The following is a 23,994-nucleotide window of genomic DNA, read 5'->3' as shown; positions in this document are numbered from 1 at the left end:
CTAAGCCTCCCTTAAAATACAATCTAACCTTTTTGATATATTTTCCCATTCATATTCTTTTATCTCATTAGATTTTTCACCTTTTGTTATTTTATCACATAACTCTGTAATAGAAGTCTTTACTTCTTCACTATAATTTTTAGTAACATTACATTTATCTAAATTGCTAACTACATCAATTATAGGATCATTTTCATCTCCTAAAATCACTAGTATATATCCATTACACCCAAAATAATCATATATTTTAGCAGGAATTTGTTTAGACCTCTTATTTCCAAACAACAATAATATATCAGCATTTATCATATATCCTAAAGCTTCATTATAGGGTATTCTATTTGAAACTCTTACATTATCAAGAGTTAATAGATCTCTTTTTATTTCCTCATTATCTATATTTCCAAAAAACAAAATATTCAACTTATTATATAGTTGCATATCTTCTTTTTCTATCCTCTTAATCGCTTCAATAAATGGTCTTATATCTCTAAGTTTCGAAAATATTTCTCCAGCATAAACCATATTAATTTTACTATTATCAATGTATTTAGGGTTATGACTTTCCTTTATCTCATTATAAGTTTTAGCATCATAGCCCCTAGTAATAAGGGCTGTTTTTTCCTCTTTCAATTGATAAGTTTTTATATAATCATCTCTATTTGCTTTAGTTACAAAAATATGTTTATTAGCTAAATTAATAATTCGTTTTTCATAATATCCTTCAAAACATCTTCTTATTGGACTTGATCCCTCTCTAGTAGAGTCCTTAAGCCAAGGATCACTCCAATACGCTATCCATTTAAGATTTGAAAATTTTCTTTTAATTATATAAGCACATATATGACTGGAAGGAGGTTCATGCATAGAAAACATAATATCAAAATTTTCTCTTTTCATTAAATCTATTCCATATTTGCTAGCTTTAAAAGCCCAATAAAGATACATATCAGGAATAGCAAATAATCTCTTTGTCTTCCTTAATATAGCCTTAGCTTTTACTTTTACATTACTGTTTTCATTAGTGCTTTTAGTATTTCTTTTCTTAGGCATTATTTTTTCAAAAACTCTACCTCCAGATATTATGTGAAGTTTAATTTTTTTATCCAACATATTAAAAATATATTCATCATAATAAATTGAATTAGGAGGAAAATTTACAGTTAACAAATGAATTTCATTATCTTCAAATTTCGCTAAATTATTCAAATATTGAAGAGTTTCTATTGAAGCAGAATTATTTATTAATGGCGAATAACATGCAATAAATAAAATTTTCATTTACCTACTCCCCCTATAAAATTTATTTAAAATAATCTCCAAACCTTCATTAAATTCCTCTATCTTAAATACCATACACATAATAAAGAAAACCACAGCTCCTACAGTTCCACATAATATAATTTTAACAAAAGAATTGTTTAACTCTATTAATTTATTTAAAGCAAATAAAGCAACTATCATTATACATGAACTTATTAAAATCTTTGTAAGCTTATATATAAGTGCTTTAATATTAAAATCTCCAACTATTTTCCATGTAGATTTAAGTAAAAGTATAGCTATTACTAAGGCAGAAATAGATGTTGCAATTGCGATTCCTAGTACTCCAAAGTATTTTGATAATGTAATACTTAAAATTATATTTACTACTACTCCAACAATTCCATTTAAAGTAGTAACCTTTGTTTTTTTCATTGAAAATAAAGATGAATTTAAAATATCTCTTATTCCCGCGAAAGGCAGCTGAATAGAATATCCAAGTAAGGCCATTGATGTTAATGCAACAGCATTTGAATTAAATCTTCCTCTTTCATATATTAATTTAATAATATCATTACTTAAAAACATTATTCCCAATGTAATTGGTATTAAAAATAAACAAATTATTACTATTGATTTACTTAAGTACTTTAAAAATCCTTCTTTATCACCTTCATTAAGTCTATTAGCCATAATTGGATATACTACCGAAACTAATGAAGTTGTTATAGCAGTACTAACAAACTGTATTAATCTTTGAGAATACTCTAAAGCTGCCATAGACCCCGTTATTAATCCTGAAGCAACACTTTTATCTACAAGCATATTAATAGAGTTAGCACCTGCTCCTATTATTACAGGAATAATTAAAATAAGCATAGCTTTTAATTTTTCATCTCTTAAATTAACATGTAAATCTATCTTATATCCTTGTTTATATAAAGAAGGTAATTGCACTAAAACTCTTATTAAATTTCCTAAAACGTTAGCCACAGTTAATCCCACAACATTAACATTATTAAAAAATAATAGGTATATAATTATAGGAAGATTAAAAAATATCCCTAATAAAGCTGGTACAATAAAATCTTCGCAAACTTGTAATATTGATATAAAGCAAGCATTAATGCAAAGTAAAAAAACATTAAACAATGTTATCCTTGTAAGAAAAATAGTTAATTCAATTTCATCACTTGAAAAGTTAGGTACAAAAATATTAACGATTTCTTTAGTAAAAATTAATCCTAAAATTATTATTACTATCGAAATAACAGATAAAATATTTATTACATTACTTGAAAATTTAAACATTTCTTCTTTACCCTTATTATGCTTAACTTCACTTAGCATAGGGATAAAGGTTGTTGAAATTGCAAGACCAACTATCATAAATACTGATTCAGGTATAGCTACTGAAGCCACATAAATATCATATGAACTTTCTACACCAAAATGAAAGGCTGCTAAAATATCTCTTCCAAAACCTATAGCTCTGCTTAAAATAGTCATTACCATGACTATAAATGTTGCTTTAAATACTTTATTTTTACTCATACCTTATCATTTCCTCTTATGACAAGTAATAAAAACTTTGGAATACTTCCTAGTCTTTTTATTCTCCATGGTTCTTTCAAAACTCTATATAGCCATTCTAATCCTAATTTTATCATCCACCTAGGAGCTCTGTTAACTTTCTCAGCAATTACATCAAAGCTACCACCAACCCCCATAAAAATCTTACATGGCAATTCACCCATATATCTAACAATAAATTCTTCTTGCCTTGGACACCCCATAGCTACAAATAAGGCATAAGGTTTTTTCTCTTTAATGTCCTGTAATATTTCCTCCGCATTATTTATATCAAAATATCCATTTTTATACCCTAATATATTTATCTTTGGATAATTTGCTACTAAATTTGCAACACAGGCCTTTAAGTTCTCATTTGTTGTTCCAATTAAATATATTCCCTTATTTTCTACAGAAGATTTTTTTATTATTTCTTTCATCAAATCTATACCTGCTATTTTTTCTTCAACAGGAGTTTTTATATACTTTGCTGCTATTTGTATTCCCACTCCATCAGGTATAATAAATGAATTATCTGATGTAAAATTTTCTAATAACTTCTTATTATTTAAACCACTATAAAGAACTTCAGGATTACCTGATATAATATGAATTTTGTTAAATTCATCAATATAGTTAATTGCATCATTTATACTTTTCCTAAATATTTTGTATCCCAATATATTAATAAAATTATTATCTTCCATTTTTTCTCCTCAACAATACGCAAGTAAAATTATCCATAATTATAATACCATAAATTTTAATTTTACACTATATAGTTTACATTAAGGGGCTGTTTTAAACAGCCCCTCCATCTACTTATTGAGTATTTTTTCTAAATCCTTCACTATTTCATCATCAGGATTTAATTTCTTAGCAATTTCTAAGTGAAGTTTAGCTTCATCGTAATTATTTAAGTTCATATAGCACATTACTATATTAGTGCATATTTCTACTTCCTTTGTTGCTTCAAAAGCTTTTTTGAAATATTTAATTGCACTTTCAAAATCATTTATGCAAGCATAATTAATACCTAGCTCTACTACTACTTCATAAATCCCACTTTCTCTCTCTAAACTTTCTTTTAGATAATAAATTGCTTTTTCATAGTTTTCCAACTTTCTATAAGCAACACCTAAATAGTAATAAATTAAAGGATTCTTATCAAAATTGTTAAGTAAATCTAACAGCATCTTTATAGTTTTAACTGGATCATCATTTAAATGCTCAATAGCTATTTCATAATTTGACACATTATTTATGTCATCAATTATACCTTTTATTTCATCTGTAATCTTACCACCTTTATTGGTATATTCGTTAATAGCTACCTTGGCTCCTTTGAAATCTCCATTATCTTTTAATATTAGTGCTTTATATAAATACACTTCTGAAATATTTAATAAATTCTCCTCACAATACTGTATATCACTTAATAAAATATCCTTAAATCCACTATCCTTTTCCCTTATGCTTTCCCCTACTAATAAAAGTTTCTTCATAACTTCATTATCTTTAGAAACTCTATAATATCCCTTTAAAAGTAGATATCCATCTATAAGATTATTTTCTTTTATCTTCTTAGATATTACACTTCGTATGCAAGTATCACTATCTTTTATATATGATAATATAATTTCATAATCATCATTAAATCTTAAGTTTTCATCTGCTCCTATAGCCAAAAACATCCCCTCAATAAAATAAAATATGGGTAAATTCTTTATTTTAATTTCATCTTGAATGTTTTTAGTTATATATTCAGAAGATATTGGTAAATATAAATCTTTATTATTAAAAGAAACATAACTAGGAATTCCAACGCTCTTTTTGAACCCTTCCTTATCTAGTTCTAAAAATAATAATTTACCTAGTTTTTCTTTAAAAGCTGAATTATAATCCAAATATACTCCTCCCTTATCTTAGCTTTAATATAAATAATACTATATATTTAAAAAGCTTTCAAATCTCGTTTTTTATTTATTTCTGATAATAGTTAAAAAGTGGATAGGTACATTACCTTCCACTTTTAATAATGATTATATTAATTTAATTTCTCATTTATTAAGCTAACTACTTCTGATTTAAAACTTTCTAGTTTTTCCTCAGCATCCTTTAATCCATTTCCTTGTACCGCAACATAGGCCTTCATTTTAGGCTCTGTTCCAGAAGGTCTAACTACAAACCAATAACCGTTTTCTAAAACAAATTTAAGAACGTTTGATTTAGGAAGATTTATTTCTTTTTTATCTCCATTAATCAAGTTTTCTTCTAAGCTTAACTTATAGTCATACTTAGTATATACCTTATCACCATTAATTTCTACAAGCTTTTCATTCCTTAAAGAATCTATGCATTGTGCTATTTTCTCTGCACCTTCTTTACCCTTTAACTCAAAGGAAACCAAAGTTTCTTTAAAGTATCCATACTTTTCATATAAGTCAATTAATCCATCATAAAGACTCTTTCCTTTTTCCTTATAATATAAAGTCATTTCTGCAATTAGCATAGATGCAATTACAGCATCTTTATCTCTTACAAAATCTCCAGCTAAATATCCATAGCTTTCTTCAAATCCAAAAAGATAAGCCTTATCATTATTTTCTTTAAATCCTTGAATTTTTTCACCTATATATTTAAATCCAGTTAAAACTTCTATAAGTTCTATATTATACTCCCTTGCTATATTCTTAGCCCCATCTGAAGTTACTATAGTTTTAATCACTGTTCCATTTTCAGGCAGTTTATTTTCTTCCTTAAGTGAGTTTAAAATATATTCAGTAAGTAATAATCCTGTTTGATTACCTGTTAAAACTCTATATTCTCCTTCACTATCCTTAACAACAACTCCTATTCTGTCGCAATCAGGATCAGTTGCAAATATAACATCTGGATTTTCTTTCTTAGCCATATCTAATGCTAACTTAAATACAGCTGGTTCCTCTGGATTTGGGTAAGAAGCTGTTGGAAAATTACCATCTGGTAATTCTTGTTCCTTAACTACTGATACTCCTGTATAACCAAGTTCTTTTAAAACCCTTCTTACTGGCATGTTTCCTGATCCATGAATAGGTGTATATATTACCTTTAAATCTTTAGCCTTTTCATTTACTAACTCTTTTCTAATTGTTAAGGACTTTACAGATTCTATATATGCCTTATCAACATCTTCTCCAATATATACTAATAAATTATTTTTAATAGCTTCTTCTTCAGAAATAGATTTAATCATATCAAAGTTATCAATATTATTAACTTCAGTAATTATAATATTTGCTTTTTCATCTGTTACTTGACCACCAAATTCATCATAAACCTTATAACCATTATATTCTTTAGGATTATGAGATGCTGTTACTACAATACCTCCAGTACAGTTTAAATATCTAACTGCAAAAGAAAGCATTGGTGTAGGTCTTAAACTATCATACAAGTAAACTTTTATGTTATTTGCACAAAGTGTTAATGCTGCAGCTTTAGAAAACTCCTTTGACATGTTTCTTGAATCATAAGCAATAGCAACAGCTGGATTTTTAAATCTTTTGTTTAAGTAATTAGCAAAACCTTGAGTTGCCTTTGACACTGTATAAATGTTCATTCTATTGCTTCCAGCTCCAATTATACCTCTAAGACCACCTGTACCAAAGTCAAGTTCTTTATAGAATCTATCTTCAATTTCTTTTTCATCTTCTATATTTCTCAATTCATCCTTCATTTTATCATCAATAATTTCAGATAATAACCAATCATTATATTTTTCCTTATATAACATCTTATACCTCCCAAACTTAATAATCAGGTAATATTATACACTAAATAAGTTGTTTTTGGAATAAAAAAATGTAAAGAGAACAAATATTGTATCTCCTTACATTTTTAACTATGTTATTTGTTGTTTTCGCTTAATTCTTCTGCTAATTCCATATCATCACTTACAGTTTTTCTTTCATAGGTTACTGATGCTATGACAGTATTCAAATCATCAATTATAGATAATTCAGAAGCTATTTCTAAATCACCAGCTCTATAAACATATCCATTATTACTTCCGTTAATATTTATTTTAATATATTTAGGTAGTTTATCAGCCTTACATTCAACTTTAATTGAGTCCTTTTCTTTTTGAAGTACCATTCCATTCTTATTTAAAAGTTTTTCACCTTCAAAATAAATAGGAACAGTAGATATAATTTTTTCATTATGATCTAATTCTTCTAAATCTAAATGAATAATTTTATGAGTTACTGGATCTCTTTGAACATCTTTTATAAGGGCTTGATAGCTTTCTCCATTTAAATCTAAATTAACTATCCCATGTTGACCATTTTGAGATATTTCTCTACATAATTCTAATTCTCCAACTTCAAATAGAAATTCATTAATTTTTTTCCCATAAAGCACTCCAGGTACCTTACCATTTTTTCTTAATTTTTTTGCATTATTAGGTACACTAGTATCCCTCTTATTTAAATTTAAACTATTCACGCATAACTCCTCCTATAATATACTTTCTCTTCAAATATTGTTAGCATAATTACTATTTTCTATTCAAAATTTACTAATTTTAAATAAATTTAAGGATTATATTGCATAGTTTTTATTATTAAAATATAATATTTATGTTTGTATAAAACTTTTAAAATAACCAATAATATTCTAAAGAAAGAGGGTGCTTTGAGTGTATAAAATGAATCAAAACGAAACTCCACTATTTAACGCTTTAATGGAATATGTGAATAGGGAAACATTACCTTTTCATGTACCTGGGCATAAAAAAGGAGTTGGTATTGATAAAGAATTTAAAGAATTTATAGGAGATAATCCATTTAAAATAGATGTTACGGTATTTAAATTAGTAGATAGCTTACATCACCCAACTGGACCAATAAAAGCGGCCCAAGAATTAGCTTCAGATGCTTATGGTTCTGATGCTTCATTTTTCTCAATCCACGGAACATCTGGAGCAATACAAGCTATGATACTTTCAGTAGTTAATGATGGAGATAAAATTATTGTCCCAAGAAATGTTCATAAATCTGTTACATCTGGGATAATTTTAAGTGGTGCAAAACCAATATTTATGGAACCTGAAATTGATAAAAAACTTGGAATAGCTCATGGAGTTACTCCTGATACAGTTGCTAAAACATTAAAAGAAAATCCAGACGCTAAAGCAGTATTAATAATAAATCCTACTTATTACGGAGTTGCAACAGACATAAAAAAAATTGCAGATATAGTGCATAGCTATAACATACCTTTAATTGTAGATGAAGCCCATGGCCCTCATTTAGCTTTTTCAGGGAAGCTTCCAATGTCTGCTTTAGAAGCTGGTGCTGATATATGTGCTCAAAGCACACATAAAATAATTGGATCTTTAACACAAGGTTCATTACTACATGTTAAAAGCAAATATGTTAGTCCTAAAAGAGTTCAACAAATATTAAATCTTTTACATACAACTTCACCATCTTATATATTAATGGCTTCATTAGATTGTGCAAGAAGACAAATTGCTTTAGAAGGTGAAAAACTATTAAATGATACTATCGAGTTATGTAAGTACACTAGAAATGAAATAAATAAAATACCAGGTTTCTATTGCTTTGGTGAAGAAGTTTTAGGAAAACCAGGATCTTATTCATTTGATCCTACAAAACTTACTATTTCATCAAAAGAACTAGGAATTACAGGATTTGAACTAGACATGATCTTAGCTGATAAATATCATATACAAATGGAACTTTCAGACTTCTATAATGTACTTGCAGTTGGTTCTTTTGGTGATACAAAAGAAGGAATGGATAAATTAATTTCTGCTCTTAAAGAAATATCAGAAGAATTCTATGGAAAACGAAATCCTGTACCGGACTTTTTAGATATTCCTAATATCCCTAAAAAGATATTAGAGCCAAGAGAAGCTTTTTATAATGATAAGGTGTCTATTCCGCTAAAAGAAAGTATAGGAGAAATTTCAGGAGAATTTTTACTTGCTTATCCACCTGGAATACCAGTGCTTTGTCCTGGAGAAATAATAACTAAAGAAGTTGTAGATTATGTTTATGATTTAAAAAGGGCAAATTTATACGTACAAGGAACTGAAGATTCCACTGTAGAAAATATAAAAATAGTTAAAAAATAAAAATGAAGCTGTTAATACAGCTTCATTTTTATAATCCTAAATATTCCTCTAAAGTTAAATCACTGTTCTCAAAGTTCTTACTATCTTTAACACCTATATATCTAAAGTGCCAAGATTCATGCATATATCCTGTAATCCATTCCTTACCTTCAGGATATCTTAATATAAATCCATATTTTGTACAGTTATTTTTAAGCCACTCTGCTTCAGCAGTATATTTAAAATCTTCTTCTGCCCATAAGGATCTATCAACTCCACCTATATCAAAAGCAAGTCCTGTTTGATGTTCACTAAATCCTGCTTTAGCTGAAAATGTATCTGTTGGATCTTGTCCATAATTTGATACATAGTTCCAATAAAGTCTATCTTGGCTCCAATAATTTCTATATGTTGAAAATGCATTTAAATATATTCCTTCCTTTGCTGCATCTGATTTCATTCTTTCAAAAGCTTCTCTTGCTTCAGTACTTTCTCCTGGAGCAAAAGTATCTGGAAGTCCAAATTCTTTATTTACTATTAATATGCCATTTATATATTTAGGTTCTCTTAAACTTGCATCTTCATTTGACTTTTCTTCATAAGTTTCATTTATTTTTCTTTTATTTGCCACTTTCTTAGTATCTGTTATATATTGATTTAAATCATCTAGTTTTTCTTTTGCTAAGTTATATTTTTTTTCAGAAAATAAACTATTATACTCATTAATAAGCCTATTTACTTCATTTGATTCATCCTCATTAAAATTCTTTATACTGCCTTCAGTTATACTATTAAAATATTCTTCTAATTCTCTTTCATTAGAAGCACTTAAATCATTTACCTTAGATTTTAACTCTAAAATTAAATTTTCAACTTCATTTGTTACTTCACTACTTAATTTACTTTCAATGGTGTCAATTAAAGTTTTTATTTCAGCTAATTTCTCTTCATCTCCATATAAATTACTGTAACTAATTTTCATATTTTTAAAGTATTGAATAGTTTCTAAATTTTCATTAAATCTTTCTCCTGCTTTTACTTCACTTCTTATTAAAGTAAAATGTTTAACTTTTATAGGTATATATAAAACTATCCAAAGAACAAATAAAAATAATACTATTCTTATAAACTTGAATTTCTTTTTATGACTATTTATTTTTTTATTCAAATTTTAACTAACCTCCATTACAATATGCTTTAATACTAAACTTATTAAATACTTATTCATTAAGAAGTAGCTTAAGATTTTCTCTTAGCTTTTTATCTAATGAATATTCACTTAGGTAATAAAGCTTACTATTTATATCATCATCATTTTTATCCAATGTATAATAAGTTATAGCTGCCTCTATACTTAGATTTTCTTCTATTTTACAAGAACTTATTATCTTTTCATCTCCATCTTCTAAAGTCATAATTTCTTCTAAATTAATTGTTCCTTTATTCATAGCTATTTCTTTTAGAAATTTTAAATGCCCCTTAGTGAACCTTTCAGCTGCATTTATAAGATGATTTAAAGTTCTATAAGCAAATTCTATTTCTCCATTTTTAGCAAAGGATTTATAAAAATGTTGTATTAAACCAATAACTTGATTATTATTCTTTATTTGAGACATAAAACCTAATATTTTAATTTTATTTTCATCGTTAAAGGCAATTAAATTGTTCATAATCCAAGTTATTATTTTATCAGTTTCCACTCCTTCACTAGCCAACTTACATAATAAATTAGTTGCTTTTAAATTTAGATTAGAGTTCTTTTGTGAAATTCTTTGTAAAGCATCTATTGCATCTTCACCATAGCTATATATAATCATTAATATAGAATTTTCAACGACTACTGACCAATAGCTATCATCCATATATTTATTAATATATTTTGTAGGCCTATGAATTTTACCATTTAAAAACTTTGGAATTTCCATTAAGTTTTCTTTTCCTATCTTTATTGCTGCTTCTCTTGCAGCTAATTTCACATCATTAAAATCATCATATAAATCTATAATTCTTAGTATTTCATTAGATATTAATTCATCTACCTCTTCTTTAGTTAACTTAACTTCTTCCTTAATTTCTTCATTTTCTTCTACTATTTCCTTTTCTTCTACTTTGAAGTTTAATTCAATATCTTCATTTTTTTTATTTTCTGTATCTTCTATATCTTCATCATAATTTTCTTCATCAAATTCATCATAATAATTATTATTTTTATCTTTTATTCTCTTAAAAAAATTAAAAATCCCCATTCTATTTTCCTCCAAAGTTAACTTCGCTTACAACCTCTATTCCATTTTCCTCTAAAATAGTAGTTGTAATACCTTTACCATTTATTTTTCTTCCTGTAAAACTACCATCATATACAAAATTTACGCCACAAGAAGGACTTCCCTCTTTTAATATTGCTTTTTTTGCATTACTTAATATTGCTATATGTAAAGTTTCATGTGCTCCCTTTAAAAAAGCTTCAGTAATATCCATATTATCTTTCGTAATTACTTTACCTTCATTATTTATGACATCCCTAGCTGTACCTTTTATTTCTGCCGGTAATCTAGGTGTTGAAAGGCCTCCTAGTTCTTCTGGACAAATCAATATAGCCTTACCTTCATTAAAAAGTTCTAAACATCTTTCATTCAAATTATTACCACCATTATATTTACAATTAACACCACATAAGCAACTACTTATTAGATACATACCAGCACCTCTTTTCCTTATACAATTATATCATAAAAAGAGACTCTTAAAAACGAGTCTCTTTATCTTAATATTATTTTAATATTATTTTAATATTGCTATAGTAACACCATCTCCACCTTCACCATATGCACCAAGTCTATAGCTTTTTACATGTGGATGTCTTTTTAACATATCGTTAATTGCTTTTCTAAGAACTCCCGTTCCTTTGCCATGCACTATAGTAACTTCTCCCAAGTTTGCCATATATGCCTCGTCTAAATATTTGTCTACTTTATAGCAAGCTTCTTCCGAATCCATCCCTCTTAAGTCTATTCTACTATCTATAGATTTTAAGTTTAAATTTAATTCTCTCTTTTTCTTTTCTTTTTTTGTTGTTTTATTATTTAATTTTCTTAAATCTTTAAGTTTAACGTTTATTTTCATAATACCTGCTTCAACTTGAACTTCACCTCTTGAATCTGGCATAGAAATTATAATAACATTTTGATTTAAAGAAGGTAAATAAGCATCCATTCCTAAAGTTACCTTCTCTATTATTTCGCCATTATTTTCCCTTTCCTTATAAATTGAAGCTTCTTTTTGCTCTAAACTATCCTTTAGTTTTTTTCTTTCTTCCTCTAATCTTGCTCTTCCACCTTGTTCAATTCCTAATTTTTCAAGTTCTCTCATTGCTTTAAGAATTTCATCAGCTTCATCTTTTGCTTTTGAAATTATATCTCTCGCTTCTCTTCTTGCTTCACCATAAGCTTTGTCTCTTATTTCATCTAATCTCTTAAGCTTTTCATCATATTTCTTCTTTAATTCTTCTGCTTCTATTTTTATTTTTTTAGCTTCTCTAGCATCTCTATTAGCTAATATACTCTTTTCTTGTAAATCCCTAATTAAATCTTCGAATTTTAGATTTTCTGAAGCTATATTTTCTTTTGCTTTAATTATTACAGCATCTTTTAATCCCAGCCTCTTAGATATTTCAAAAGCATTAGATTTTCCAGGGACACCTATTAATAATCTATATGTTGGTTTTAAGGTTTCTACATCAAACTCTACAGAAGCATTTTCAATTCCAGTTGTTCTAAGCGCATATCCCTTTAACTCACTATAGTGAGTAGTTGCAATTATTCTTGCTCCTTGCTCCCTTAAAGTTTCAAGTATTGCTACTGCAAGAGCTGCTCCCTCAACTGGATCAGTACCTGAACCAATTTCATCAAATAGCACTAAGGAATTATTATCGGCCTTTTCCATTATTTTAACAATATTAGTCATATGAGATGAAAAAGTTGATAAGGATTGTTCTATACTTTGCTCATCTCCTATATCAGCAAAAATATTAGTAAAAAAGCTAATACTTGAATTATCTTTTGCAGGAATTAATAAGCCACTTAATGCCATTAAATGTAGTAATCCAACTGTTTTTAAAGTAACAGTTTTACCACCAGTATTAGGACCAGTAATCATCAAAGTATTAAATTCTTTTCCAAGATATACGTCTGATGGTACTACAAAACTAGCATCAATAAGTGGATGCCTACCTTGGATTATATCAAAGCTTTTATCTTCATTAACCTCAGGACAAATACCATTTAAACTTGATCCGTATTTTCCCTTAGCAAAGATGAAATCTAATTCAGTAAGAATCTTATAGTTACTTTCAACCGTATCTATTACTTCATATACTCTATTAGATAGATCCATAAGTATTTTTTCTATTTCTGCTTTTTCTTTAAGCTTTAACTCTTTTATTTCATTGTTTAAATTAACTAAACTTATAGGTTCAATAAAAAGAGTTGCACCAGTTGAACTTTGATCATGAACTAACCCTGGAACTGAGGATTTATGTTCTGCTTTAACAGGTAAAACATACCTATCCCCTCTCATTGTATACAGTGCATCTTGTAAATACTTTGCATTTGATCTAACTATTGAATTTATTTTATCTCTTACCGAAGAGTTCTTTTCCTTTAAGCTTCTTCTTATAGAACTTAAAGTATTACTTGCCCTATCACTTATTTCTTCCTCAGAAATTATTGATATTTCAATAATTTCTTCTAAAGATTTTACTGGAGTTAAAATATAAGCTAAATCTTCTAAAACAATATGTGCTGTTTCATCATCTCTTCTTGATATATAATCCTTAAATCTTCTAGAACATTTAAGCATTCCCCCAATTTTAAGTAGTTGCCCCGCTGATAATACCCCACCTTTTTTAGCTCTTTCCACTCCATCTTTAACATCATGTAATCCCTCGAAGGGTGGATTTCCTTTTGTTATTAGTAAATTTAATGCTTCTTCTGTTTCTTTTAATTTATTTTTCACTTCAAATATCGTGTCATATGGTTCTAATTTATCAATTAGCTCCTTACCACCTTTAGTAATAGCATATTCCTTAATTTTTTCTTTTATTTTATTAAATTCTAATATTTTAAGAGTTCTCTTTTCCATAAAATCACCTCTCTAATCAGCTAATTATTAATATTATTTATTAAATTAGCAACATCCCTATTAAATTTATTATAATTATAACTTCCTAATAAAACTGAAATAAAAATATAAAAGTTACATAGAATTTTCAAAGTGTTTACTGCTATCTCATTAATGCTTTCCTTTATAAATATTGATATGAATAATAATGTTACTCCTATGGAGACTAAAATAATTTCCTTAATCCAAAGCTTTCTTAGCAATATAAATAACTCTCTTTTGTAAATGATACTGCTATTTATATTATTTTTATCTTCCTTAAATTTTCTGGTTCCTAAAATAATTATCAAATTTAATATAATAGATCCTAAAATCAATAGCTTAATAATAACTAAACTCATATTATTCTCCTATTCAATACCTCTTCTATAATGACCTTTGGTATAATCTTTAGAATTAATTTTTTCCTCACCTTTTAACATTCTAAAAACCTTTTTAACCTCATTATAATTTTCATCTCTAAATTCAATTCTAAAAGAATTTATTCCTAAAGATAATAAATCCTCTTTCTCGTCTATAAGATTTAATGGATTAGGATTTAAAATATAGCTTCTACAAAAAACATCAGTCATAACTCTAAACTTCTCGTTCATTCTATCAACTAAAGTAAATTTATCTCTAGTACAAGCTAAGTTGCACTCTTTACATGAAGATTTTTCTCCAAATGTACTTCCAATTGGGCAATATTCACTTATCATAAGTTCAGTTTTCCCATATATTATACTTTGAATATTTCCATTACTTCCTTTTAACATACTTTTAATTTCTTTTCTATTTAGTTCTAAGCTAAGAGTTGGAACATCAATTTCATTTTGATAAAACTTTAAAGCCTGGGAATTTATTATATTAAGTTTATAGTCTCCAATTATTGTTAATTCTTTTTGATATTTTCTTATTATACCTGCATTAACTGTTACTATACCCTGTATATAGTTTTTTAATTTTTCTATTAAATTTACTACAGTGTCAAATTCATTTTTTATTATATTTGGTATTTTTAAATAAATATTTATATTTTTATCTTTATATAAATTAATTATGTCTTGAATTTTTAAGGCATCCTTATCCCTATTAAAGACATCTATAATTATATCCTTAGCATCCTCTTCTAAAATAGCTCTTAGCTGTTCTTTTGTTATACATTGATACATGATATCTAACTTAATTTTTTTATTTAATTCTTCATTGTTTTTTTCAATCTTCTCTGGTCTTTTTCTTCTATAAGCTTTCGTAATAGACTTTTGTATAGACTCTACAGCTTCCCTTCTTAAGTTATTTAGGTCACTTATTCTTAAAAATCCATTTTCAAAATCTAAAAATTCTATTTCATTTAATTTAAATACACTATCTGAAGATTTGCTTAATGCTTCTATTATTCTTTCCTTGCTTAAAGGTTTTTTTTCAGCTTTCTCAACTATCTCACCTAAAAAAACATATTCCTTATTATTATAAGTAATATTTAATTTTAAAGGCTCCGAAATTTTAAAACTAACTTTTGCACTTAAATCTATTTTTCTATTATAAGGTTTTAAAGAGCTTTCTAGAGAATCAAAAAGTTTTTTATCTAAAGATTTAAAAATTTCATCTCCAGGCTTATATGCTGTTGGAAAAATCTTAACTTTTTCTCCTCTTTTAGCTTCCTTAACTTCTAAGCCATCTTTAATTATTTTATTTATATTAAAACCTGTATCTCTAAATCTAAAACCATCGCCTATTGAAATACTTTCTTTTAAAATTATTTCACCATTCTTTTCTATTTTTCCTAAAGGTACTCCAGTATTTCTAGGATGATTAAAACTCATCATATCTTTCCCTAAATTCTTATGTAAATAAGCCGTAGAAAAGCCACCTCTATTAAATAATTGAAGTAGTTCTCTTTTTCCTTTGCTTATATTATATTCAGTATTATATAATTCCTTATCAACAGCTTTTTTATAATTATCAACCACTCCCGCAACATATTCTGCTCTCTTCATTCTTCCTTCAATCTTCAATGAATATGTTCCTGAATCAATTATATCTTTTACATTTTCTATAGTACAGGTATCTTTAGGACTTAATAAATATGCTTTTCTCTCTCCTAAGTTTTCACCTTTTAATGTATATTCCATTCTACAAGGCTGAGCACATCGTCCTCTATTTCCACTTCTTCCACCAATCATTGAACTCATAAGACATTGACCAGAATAAGAAATGCATAAAGCACCATGAACAAAAATTTCTGTTTCTATTCCTAAATCCTTAGAAATATATTTTACCTCATCTATAGATAATTCTCTTGATAAAACTATTCTTTGAAAACCTCTTTCCTTAAAAAACAAAGCTCCTTCTCCATTATGTATAGTCATTTGAGTTGAAGCATGAATTTCAAAGTCAGGATATTCTTCCTTTATTCTTTTTAATAATCCTAGATCCTGTAATATTATTGCATCTACACCTATTTCGTATAAAAACCCTACATATCTTACAGCTTCTTCAATTTCATTTTCCTTTAAAATAGTATTTAATGTTACATAAACTTTAGCTCCATAGCTATGAACATAATCAACTGCTTTTATCATATTATCATTATCAAAATTAGAGGCATATGCCCTTGCTGAAAACTTATTGCCTCCTAAATAAACAGCGTCAGCGCCCTTATTCATTGCTGCAATAAGACTTTCCATGCTCCCAGCAGGAGCTAAAATCTCAATTCTATTCATAAATATTTCTCCTAAACTTTTGTTTACTTATATTTATCTAAATCTTTCTTATTATATATAACACAATTCTTATTTTTTTTCTATCATCACTTTACTTTCCTTTAATAAAATTTAAAAGGAGATGCTAAAATCATCTCCATAAATTACTATTTTAATAAAGCATTGCCTTTTTTCTTTTCACTTGCAAGGTTAACTTGTGCATCTAACAATTTTTTTTCTAAATCTAAAACTTTATATTTTAAATTTTGTAAATTAAACTTAGTTTCCTTATTTATCTCCTTTAGCTTGTCCTTCTGTAACTTTATCTTTTTATAATCCTCTTCCATGATTATATATTCTTCGTTTAACTTAATAAATTTATCTTTATATAATTTTTCATTTTCATTTAGAATTGTACTACTTTCTTTAGCTATTTTCACTTCATTATAACAATTTTCTAACTCAAGTCTAAGAGAAGTATTCTCAGTTTTTAATTCATTTATAATTTTATTTAGTTCATCTACACTTGTTGAATCTTCCCTAATTTCCTTTATTCTTTCTTTAAGTGTCGTGTTTCTTTCTTCTAACGAAGTGTTTTTCTTAAATAAATTTTCTATTTCCTCATCAGCTTTATATAATTCATCTGCTATATTTATAGCTGCTAAAGTCGCTGCTGCTGTAGTACTTAGTTTTCTATTATTTTCACTTATATCTTTTATTTTACCTTCTACGTAATTAGCAATTTCTAGTAAATATTCTTCAGTTTCTCTTCCCTTTAAGTTATACTCCATTCCATTTATATTTATAGTAACAGTACTCATAACACACCTCATAACATAATAATTATATTAATTCAATTTTAACATAAAATTTTCTATTTATATATTAAAATATAATTTAATTATAAAGAAAACAATAAAAAAGTCATATATATTATAAAACAATTAATAAGTTTTATAAATATATATGACTATAATACAATTTTTTATTTATAATTCATTTTTGCCTATTGTATATGCTATTAAGTATCCTAGTATGAGAGCTAAAATAGATATAATTCCCATAAAGCCAAAAGTAAATCCTGGAAAAATAACAAAAATAGATCCAATAACTAATCCAAATATTATACAGTATGCAGTTTGAGGATATTTATTAAAAATTTTCTCAATTAACTTTGTCATTAATAAAAATCCACCTACTACCCCCACTCCTATTACTGCCATATTTAATATATCGAAATTTTTTACTACCTCTATAATAGGTTCATATAAACCTATTAATAATAATACAAATGATCCACTTATTCCTGGTAATATCATAGTTGCTGCTGCAATAAATCCAGCTACAAAAAAGCCTAAGTAGTTTGGTTTAAATATGGTACTTAAGAATGCTGCTTCCGGGTTTACCTTTTCTAATATTCCAAGTCCAGCAACTATTATGAATCCGATAACTAACCCTATTAAATTGCCCCCTTTTATTTTGCTTTGTGTTGCTTTTTTATATAATAAAGGAGCTGTTCCAAGTATTAATCCAATAAAGAAAAAATTAGTTTGCTCATTATAGTTCTTTAATAAAAAATCAATTATATTTGTAAATAATAAAATACCTGCTACTGCACCAATTCCTAATGTCCCTAAAAATAATATATTTTTCTTTATATCCTTAAAAAAATTATTTACAGAATAAATTATTTTATCGTATATCCCCATAACTACAGCCATGGTTCCTCCACTAACCCCCGGAATAACGTTAGATATACCAATTACCATTCCTTTTAATAAATCAATTATATATTTCATTGTTATCTCCTTTAGTTACGTTTGTTTTTTAAAGAATAAAGCTGCACTTACATACAGCTTTATTTCTTATTTATCTTAATGTAGCTCCAAGTTTATGCTCTAAACTTCTTAAAATCTTATCATGTACTTTATTTACATCATTATCAGTTAATGTTTTTCTTTCATCTCTATAAGCTATTGCATAAGCTATACTCTTCTTACCTTCTGGAATTTGAGTTCCCTTATAAACATCAAATAATTCAACTTTTTCTACTAAGTTTCCACCAGCTCGTTTAATTGTATCTTCTATTTCTTGAACTAATACTTCATCATCTACAAGTAAAGCAATATCTCTTGTAACTGCTGGGAATTTAGGTAAAGCTTTATATTTTTTATTTATTTTAGAGTATTCAAATAATAAATCTAAGTTTAGCTCAGCTAAATAACAGTTTACATCCACTCCATAGTTTTCTGATACATCTGGATGTACTTCCCCTACTACACCTACTTTAGTATTTCCAATCATTAAGGCTGCTGTTTTACCTGGATGATAACTTGGATTATCACTTTCTCTAGCAAACATTACCTTATTTAATCCTAAAGCTTCAAGTGAATTTTCAACTATTCCCTTTAAATCTAAGTAATCACAATTACCATACATTCCAATAGTTAAAATATTCTTTTCAGTTGGAATAACTGTTTCATCTTCATTTGGAATGTATATTTTTCCTATTTCAAATAATCTTGCATATCCATTATTTCTTGAGTAATTTCTACCTAAGCATTCCATCATAGAATGGATAGTTGTAGTTCTCATTACTGAATAATCTTCCCCTAATGGATTTTTTATTTTAATTACTTTTCTTAAATCACTATCTTCTGGTAAGTTAATTTTATCAAAAACCTTTGGTGATATAAATGAATAACTTATAGATTGATTTAATCCACTAGATACCATAGTACTAACCATTAAATCTCTTAATAATTCATTCTTGTATTTAGGCTCTCTTCCAGTAGAAATATTAAATATAGTTGTAGGTATTTTATCATACCCATATATTCTAGCTACTTCTTCAGCTATATCTTCTTTAATGGCAATATCTATTCTAAAAGTAGGTATTGTTATGTTTAAATTATCTCCATTTATTTCTGTTTTTAGTTCTAATGAATCAAGATATTTTTTCATATCCTCAGTGGAAATTTCTGTTCCTAAAAAAGTATTTATCCATTTAGAATCTACAGTTATATGTCCTTCTTCCTTTTTAGAAGTATATATATCTATAGTTCCTTCCATAATTTCACCGCAACCAAGTTCGCATACTAATGCACAAGCTCTATTTATAGCCACTTCTGCAAGATTTGGATCGATATCTTTTTCAAATCTAGCTGAACTTTCACTTCTTAAATTAAGTTTTTTAGAGTTAACTCTAATATTAGTTCCATCAAAATTAGCTGCCTCAAATATTACTTCTGTAGTATCTTCTTGTATTTCAGAGTTTAGTCCACCCATTATTCCAGCTAAAGCAATTGATCTATTATCATCTTTTATGCAAAGGAATGATGAATCTAAAGTTCTTTCAACTTCATCAAGAGTAACAAATTTTTCATTATCATTAGCTCTTTCAACTACTATTTTGCCGCTCTTAATTTCTCTAGCATCAAAAGCATGCATAGGTTCACCAATTTCTAACATAACAAAGTTAGTAATATCAACTATATTATTAATAGGTCTAACCCCTGCTTCTAATAATCTTTCTTGCATCCAACCTGGAGAAGGCATTATTTTAACATTCTTAACGCCTTTTGCCATATATCTTCTGCATAAAGAATCTCTAACTTCTACTTTAATTTTATCGCTTATATTTTCATTAGATTTTACTTCATAATTTAAGTTTGGCATTTTATAATTAGTTCTAAGAGTTGCAGCTGTCTCTCTAGCCATTCCAACTATACTTAAACAATCAGGTCTATTTGAAGTAATATCAAAATCTAAAATTGATTTATTAAGATTTAAATATTCCTTTATATCCATTCCTAAAGGTGCATCTTCTGGTAATATCATAAGACCATGTACTGGCTCATCTCCAGCTATTCCAAGTTCCTCTTCTGAACAGAACATACCATTTGATACTACTCCTCTAAGTTTACCTTTTTTAATTTCTGTTCCATCAGCTAGTATTGATTTATGTAGTGCAACAGGAACTACATCTTGTTCTTTCATATTAGTCGCTGCTGTAACTATTTGAATTGTTTCATTTCCAATATTAACTTGACAAACTTTTAATTTATCAGCATCTGGATGTTGCGTTATTTCAACTATTTTACCAGTAACTATATTTTTAATCTCATCCCCTTGAGTGATAACTTCTTCTAAGGCTGATCCAGATAAAGTTAATCTATCTCCAAGTTCTTTTGCATCTATATTTACTTCAACATAATCTTTTAACCAATTAAATGGTACTTTCATATCCTTACCTCCTGTTAATTAAAATTGATTTAAAAATCTCATATCACTTTCATATAATAATCTGATGTCATCTATACCATATTTAAGCATAACCATTCTATCAACACCAAATCCGAAGGCAAATCCACTATAAACTTCTGGATCTATACCACAATTTCTAAGTACTTGTGGATGAACCATTCCACATCCTAAAAGTTCTATCCAACCGCTTCCTTTACAAACTCTACATCCTTTTCCTTCGCATACAAAGCAAGTTGCATCCATTTCTGCTGATGGCTCTGTAAATGGGAAGTGATGTGGTCTAAATTTAGTTTTAACATTTTCACCAAACATTTTTTTTGCAAATAACTCCAATGTTCCTTTTAAATCAGCAAAAGTTACTCCCTTATCTATTACTAATCCTTCCATTTGATAAAATATTGGTGAATGTGTTGCATCAACAGCATCTGATCTATAAACTTTACCTGGCGCAATCATCTTTATAGGTGGTTTTTGCTCTTCCATAACTCTTATTTGGACAGGTGATGTTTGAGTTCTAAGAACTAAATTATCATTTATATAAAATGTATCTTGTTCACTTCTAGCAGGATGATTTTTAGGAATATTTAAAGCCTCAAAATTATAATAATCTAATTCAACTTCTGGTCCCTCTTCAATAGTGAATCCCATTGAAATAAAAATATCCTTCATACTTTCTAAAGTTAAATCAAGAGGATGTCTCTTGCCAATTACATTTTTCTTACCTGGCATGGATATATCAATTACCTCTGATGCTAATTTAGCATTTTTTTCTTTTTCTTTAATTGAAGTAAGCATTTCTTCTATCTTATCTTCAACTTCCTTCTTAACTTCATTAACAAGCTTACCAACTACTGGTCTTTCTTCTTTAGATAATCCACCCATACTTCTTAGTATAGTTGTTAATTCTCCTTTTTTTCCCAAATACTTTACTCTAATCTCTTCTAACTTTGCACTATTAACAGCATCTTTTAATTCATTAAATGCATTTTCTTTAATAGACATTAATTGTTCTTGCATATTACTTCCTCCCTTACTGATATAAACAAAACAGTATTTATAACTGTCCTTTAAGATTAAAATCAATTTATTTTAAATAAAAATTATTGACAATATATTATATAACATAAAAATATAAAAAAACTTCGTCCCCATACAAGGGACGAAGTATCGCGTTACCACCCTAATTGGTTAAAAAATAATTTTTTCAACCCAACTTAATTTAATTAACGGCAAAACCGCTAGAAACTACTATTATTTCACTTCTAGGACTCCTGAGGGAACTTCAATATAAATTTCCATTAAAGTGGCTTTCAGTCTAGGACCACTTCTCCCTGAAAAGTCCTTTATATCTACTTTCTCATTCACAGTCTTTATATATTCAATTTACAATTTATTATACAAACAAAACTAATATATTTCAATAGTAAACTTTTTATTTTCAATTAAATCAAATTTTGCCTTACCTTTTCAAATAAAATAATAGATGTTGCAATAGATACATTCAAGGATTCAGCTCCTCCTGGCATAGGAATTTTTACTTTTTTATCTGCAAGCTCAAATAATTCCTGTGTTATTCCATTGCCTTCATTTCCAACAGCTAATATTATTTTACTTTTTAAATTCTCATCAAAAAAATTCTTTGATTCCTTTAAAGAAGTTGCCACCAAACTAAATCCATCTTTCTTAAGATCTTTTATCATACTAAAATTAGTATCATCATAAAATATTGGAATATAAAATATAGAACCCATAGTTGATCTTATTGTTTTATCATTATATATATCAACAGTTCCCTTAGTTAAAATAATTCCATTTACTCCTGCAGCATGTGCTGTTCTAATAATTGTTCCTAAATTACCTGGATCTTGAACCTTATCACAAACTAGATAGAAATCACCATCTAGATTATATTCATATTCTTTCTTTTTTGTAATAGCTATAATACCTTGAGAGTTTTCTGTTGAAGAAATCTGCGAAAATAAAACATTTGAAAAAATATTAATTTTATTTTCAAATTCTACATTAGTCAAAAAGAATTTTTCAAATTTTTCTTCATATTCTTTTGAAACAATAATATATTCTATTACCATATTAGCTTTAATAGCTTCTTCTATTAATCGAAGACCTTCTAAGATAAACATTCCTTCTTTATCTCTAGTTCTTCTTTCCTTTAATTTTTTTACAAGTTTAAATAGATTATTATCCTTACTTTCTATATAAATCAAAAATGCCACCTCATTAGTTTGATTTAACTATCATACCTTCTAATCTGCTTAGATCTTCTGCTGAACCAATAGCAACTATAATATCATTTTCTTCAATAATATCTTCTGCAGATGGAGATAAATTAACATCGTCACCTCTTTTAATTGCCATAACGTTAATTCCATATTTACTTCTAAGTCTTAGTTCGTTTAAGGTTCTTCCAGTCCAATCTTCTAAAACTTGAATTTCCATAATGCTATAGTCTTCTGAAAGCTCAATATAATCTAAAATATTTGCAGACACTAAATTATGAGCTACCCTTACTCCCATATCTTTTTCTGGAAGTATAACTCTATCTGCCCCTATTTTATATAATACTTTTGCATGTAAATCACTATGACCTTTTGCAATTATATACTTAACTCCAAGTTCCTTTACTAATAATGTTGCCATAACACTTGATTGAATATTGTCACCTATAGTTACAACTGCAACATCAAAATTTCTAATACCTAGTGATCTTAACGCATTTTCATCTGTTGCATCTAATTGCACAGCATGAGTTACACTATCTGATATTTCTTGAACTACATCCTCATCTCTATCTATTGCTAAGACATCATTACCTAAAGAATATAAAGTTTTTGCAATAGAAGAACCAAATCTTCCAAGACCTATAATTACAAATTGCTTATTTCCCAATCT

19 protein-coding genes and 1 other annotated feature are annotated in these 23,994 nt (G+C 27.4%); of the genes, 1 reads left to right on the top strand and 18 read right to left on the bottom strand.

Annotated features, from left to right (window positions below; genetic code table 11):
* The 6 genes from BN6774_RS09605 to BN6774_RS09580 form a co-directional block, all read right to left on the bottom strand.
* Nucleotides 1-1,281: a glycosyltransferase gene (locus tag BN6774_RS09605; protein WP_066893033.1), complete on the bottom strand. Its 1,281-nt coding sequence runs from the start codon at nt 1,279-1,281 to the stop codon at nt 1-3.
* A complete protein-coding gene (gene murJ / locus BN6774_RS09600) occupies nt 1,282-2,817 on the bottom strand; it encodes a murein biosynthesis integral membrane protein MurJ (protein WP_066893032.1) in 1,536 nt (511 codons plus the stop codon).
* Entirely contained in the window at nt 2,814-3,542 is a 729-nt protein-coding gene (locus tag BN6774_RS09595; protein ID WP_066893030.1) for a WecB/TagA/CpsF family glycosyltransferase, read from the bottom strand. Before BN6774_RS09595 ends, murJ begins: the two co-directional genes overlap by 4 nt.
* Nucleotides 3,543-3,653: 111 nt before the next feature.
* The gene (locus BN6774_RS09590) at nt 3,654-4,742 is read right to left on the bottom strand and encodes a tetratricopeptide repeat protein (protein WP_066893028.1); all 1,089 of its coding nucleotides are present in this window, start codon (nt 4,740-4,742) and stop codon (nt 3,654-3,656) included.
* 140 nt (nt 4,743-4,882) lie between these two features.
* Nucleotides 4,883-6,610 carry a phospho-sugar mutase gene (locus BN6774_RS09585; protein WP_066893026.1) on the bottom strand — a complete coding sequence of 576 codons (1,728 nt, stop codon included), beginning with the start codon at nt 6,608-6,610 and terminating at the stop codon, nt 4,883-4,885.
* A gap of 113 nt (nt 6,611-6,723) precedes the next feature.
* Nucleotides 6,724-7,323, bottom strand: coding sequence for a 50S ribosomal protein L25 (locus BN6774_RS09580; protein ID WP_066893024.1), 600 nt, complete (start codon nt 7,321-7,323; stop codon nt 6,724-6,726).
* A gap of 193 nt (nt 7,324-7,516) precedes the next feature.
* Here BN6774_RS09580 and BN6774_RS09575 point away from each other — a divergent pair, with 193 nt between their 5' ends.
* Nucleotides 7,517-8,980 (top strand): aminotransferase class I/II-fold pyridoxal phosphate-dependent enzyme, encoded by a 1,464-nt coding sequence (locus BN6774_RS09575; protein ID WP_106404269.1) that lies wholly within the window; start codon nt 7,517-7,519, stop codon nt 8,978-8,980.
* A gap of 28 nt (nt 8,981-9,008) precedes the next feature.
* Here BN6774_RS09575 and BN6774_RS09570 read toward each other — a convergent pair whose 3' ends face one another.
* From BN6774_RS09570 to BN6774_RS09515, 12 genes are all read right to left on the bottom strand, one after another.
* Nucleotides 9,009-10,127: a M15 family metallopeptidase gene (locus BN6774_RS09570; RefSeq protein ID WP_066893022.1), complete on the bottom strand. Its 1,119-nt coding sequence runs from the start codon at nt 10,125-10,127 to the stop codon at nt 9,009-9,011.
* A gap of 52 nt (nt 10,128-10,179) precedes the next feature.
* Entirely contained in the window at nt 10,180-11,205 is a 1,026-nt protein-coding gene (locus tag BN6774_RS09565; RefSeq protein WP_066893019.1) for a hypothetical protein, read from the bottom strand.
* Nucleotide 11,206: 1 nt separating this feature from the next.
* Nucleotides 11,207-11,656, bottom strand: a complete 450-nt coding sequence (locus BN6774_RS09560) for a 2-thiouracil desulfurase family protein (RefSeq protein ID WP_066893017.1) — start codon at nt 11,654-11,656, stop codon at nt 11,207-11,209.
* A gap of 84 nt (nt 11,657-11,740) precedes the next feature.
* Complete coding sequence (locus tag BN6774_RS09555; RefSeq protein ID WP_066893015.1) at nt 11,741-14,098, bottom strand: endonuclease MutS2; 2,358 nt, start codon at nt 14,096-14,098, stop codon at nt 11,741-11,743.
* Nucleotides 14,099-14,118: 20 nt separating this feature from the next.
* Nucleotides 14,119-14,478: a hypothetical protein gene (locus BN6774_RS09550; RefSeq protein WP_066893013.1), complete on the bottom strand. Its 360-nt coding sequence runs from the start codon at nt 14,476-14,478 to the stop codon at nt 14,119-14,121.
* A 9-nt stretch (nt 14,479-14,487) separates the two neighbouring features.
* Nucleotides 14,488-16,839 carry a U32 family peptidase gene (locus BN6774_RS09545; RefSeq protein ID WP_066893011.1) on the bottom strand — a complete coding sequence of 784 codons (2,352 nt, stop codon included), beginning with the start codon at nt 16,837-16,839 and terminating at the stop codon, nt 14,488-14,490.
* Between the two features lie 146 nt (nt 16,840-16,985).
* Nucleotides 16,986-17,639 carry a cell division protein ZapA gene (locus BN6774_RS09540; RefSeq protein WP_066893009.1) on the bottom strand — a complete coding sequence of 218 codons (654 nt, stop codon included), beginning with the start codon at nt 17,637-17,639 and terminating at the stop codon, nt 16,986-16,988.
* 168 nt (nt 17,640-17,807) lie between these two features.
* Nucleotides 17,808-18,617, bottom strand: a complete 810-nt coding sequence (locus BN6774_RS09535; RefSeq protein WP_066893007.1) for a DUF368 domain-containing protein — start codon at nt 18,615-18,617, stop codon at nt 17,808-17,810.
* Between the two features lie 70 nt (nt 18,618-18,687).
* The gene (pheT, locus tag BN6774_RS09530; RefSeq protein WP_066893005.1) at nt 18,688-21,063 is read right to left on the bottom strand and encodes a phenylalanine--tRNA ligase subunit beta; all 2,376 of its coding nucleotides are present in this window, start codon (nt 21,061-21,063) and stop codon (nt 18,688-18,690) included.
* Nucleotides 21,064-21,081: 18 nt separating this feature from the next.
* The gene (gene pheS / locus BN6774_RS09525) at nt 21,082-22,101 is read right to left on the bottom strand and encodes a phenylalanine--tRNA ligase subunit alpha (protein WP_066893003.1); all 1,020 of its coding nucleotides are present in this window, start codon (nt 22,099-22,101) and stop codon (nt 21,082-21,084) included.
* Nucleotides 22,102-22,236: 135 nt separating this feature from the next.
* Nucleotides 22,237-22,458 (bottom strand) — a binding site (T-box leader).
* A 68-nt stretch (nt 22,459-22,526) separates the two neighbouring features.
* The gene (locus tag BN6774_RS09520) at nt 22,527-23,309 is read right to left on the bottom strand and encodes a TrmH family RNA methyltransferase (RefSeq protein WP_066893001.1); all 783 of its coding nucleotides are present in this window, start codon (nt 23,307-23,309) and stop codon (nt 22,527-22,529) included.
* Between the two features lie 13 nt (nt 23,310-23,322).
* On the bottom strand, nt 23,323-23,991 hold the full coding sequence (locus BN6774_RS09515) for a potassium channel family protein (RefSeq protein WP_066892999.1): 669 nt from the start codon (nt 23,989-23,991) through the stop codon (nt 23,323-23,325).
* Nucleotides 23,992-23,994: the final 3 nt, after the last annotated feature.

Source organism: Clostridium nigeriense, assembly GCF_900086595.1.
Taxonomy (GTDB): domain Bacteria; phylum Bacillota; class Clostridia; order Clostridiales; family Clostridiaceae; genus Clostridium; species Clostridium nigeriense.
The sequence above is the reverse complement of the archived record's forward strand: the minus strand, read 5'-3'. Positions and strand labels throughout refer to the sequence as shown.

Bases quoted from the DNA above. Each gene is read 5' to 3' on its own strand.
- BN6774_RS09605 (WP_066893033.1), bottom strand. From the start codon at position 1,281: ATGAAAATTTTATTTATTGCATGTTATTCGCCATTAATAAATAATTCT.
- murJ (WP_066893032.1), bottom strand. From the start codon at position 2,817: ATGAGTAAAAATAAAGTATTTAAAGCAACATTTATAGTCATGGTAATG.
- BN6774_RS09595 (WP_066893030.1), bottom strand. From the start codon at position 3,542: ATGGAAGATAATAATTTTATTAATATATTGGGATACAAAATATTTAGG.
- BN6774_RS09585 (WP_066893026.1), bottom strand. From the start codon at position 6,610: ATGTTATATAAGGAAAAATATAATGATTGGTTATTATCTGAAATTATT.
- BN6774_RS09565 (WP_066893019.1), bottom strand. From the start codon at position 11,205: ATGGGGATTTTTAATTTTTTTAAGAGAATAAAAGATAAAAATAATAAT.
- BN6774_RS09560 (WP_066893017.1), bottom strand. From the start codon at position 11,656: ATGTATCTAATAAGTAGTTGCTTATGTGGTGTTAATTGTAAATATAAT.
- BN6774_RS09555 (WP_066893015.1), bottom strand. From the start codon at position 14,098: ATGGAAAAGAGAACTCTTAAAATATTAGAATTTAATAAAATAAAAGAA.
- BN6774_RS09550 (WP_066893013.1), bottom strand. From the start codon at position 14,478: ATGAGTTTAGTTATTATTAAGCTATTGATTTTAGGATCTATTATATTA.
- BN6774_RS09545 (WP_066893011.1), bottom strand. From the start codon at position 16,839: ATGAATAGAATTGAGATTTTAGCTCCTGCTGGGAGCATGGAAAGTCTT.
- BN6774_RS09540 (WP_066893009.1), bottom strand. From the start codon at position 17,639: ATGAGTACTGTTACTATAAATATAAATGGAATGGAGTATAACTTAAAG.
- BN6774_RS09535 (WP_066893007.1), bottom strand. From the start codon at position 18,617: ATGAAATATATAATTGATTTATTAAAAGGAATGGTAATTGGTATATCT.
- pheT (WP_066893005.1), bottom strand. From the start codon at position 21,063: ATGAAAGTACCATTTAATTGGTTAAAAGATTATGTTGAAGTAAATATA.
- pheS (WP_066893003.1), bottom strand. From the start codon at position 22,101: ATGCAAGAACAATTAATGTCTATTAAAGAAAATGCATTTAATGAATTA.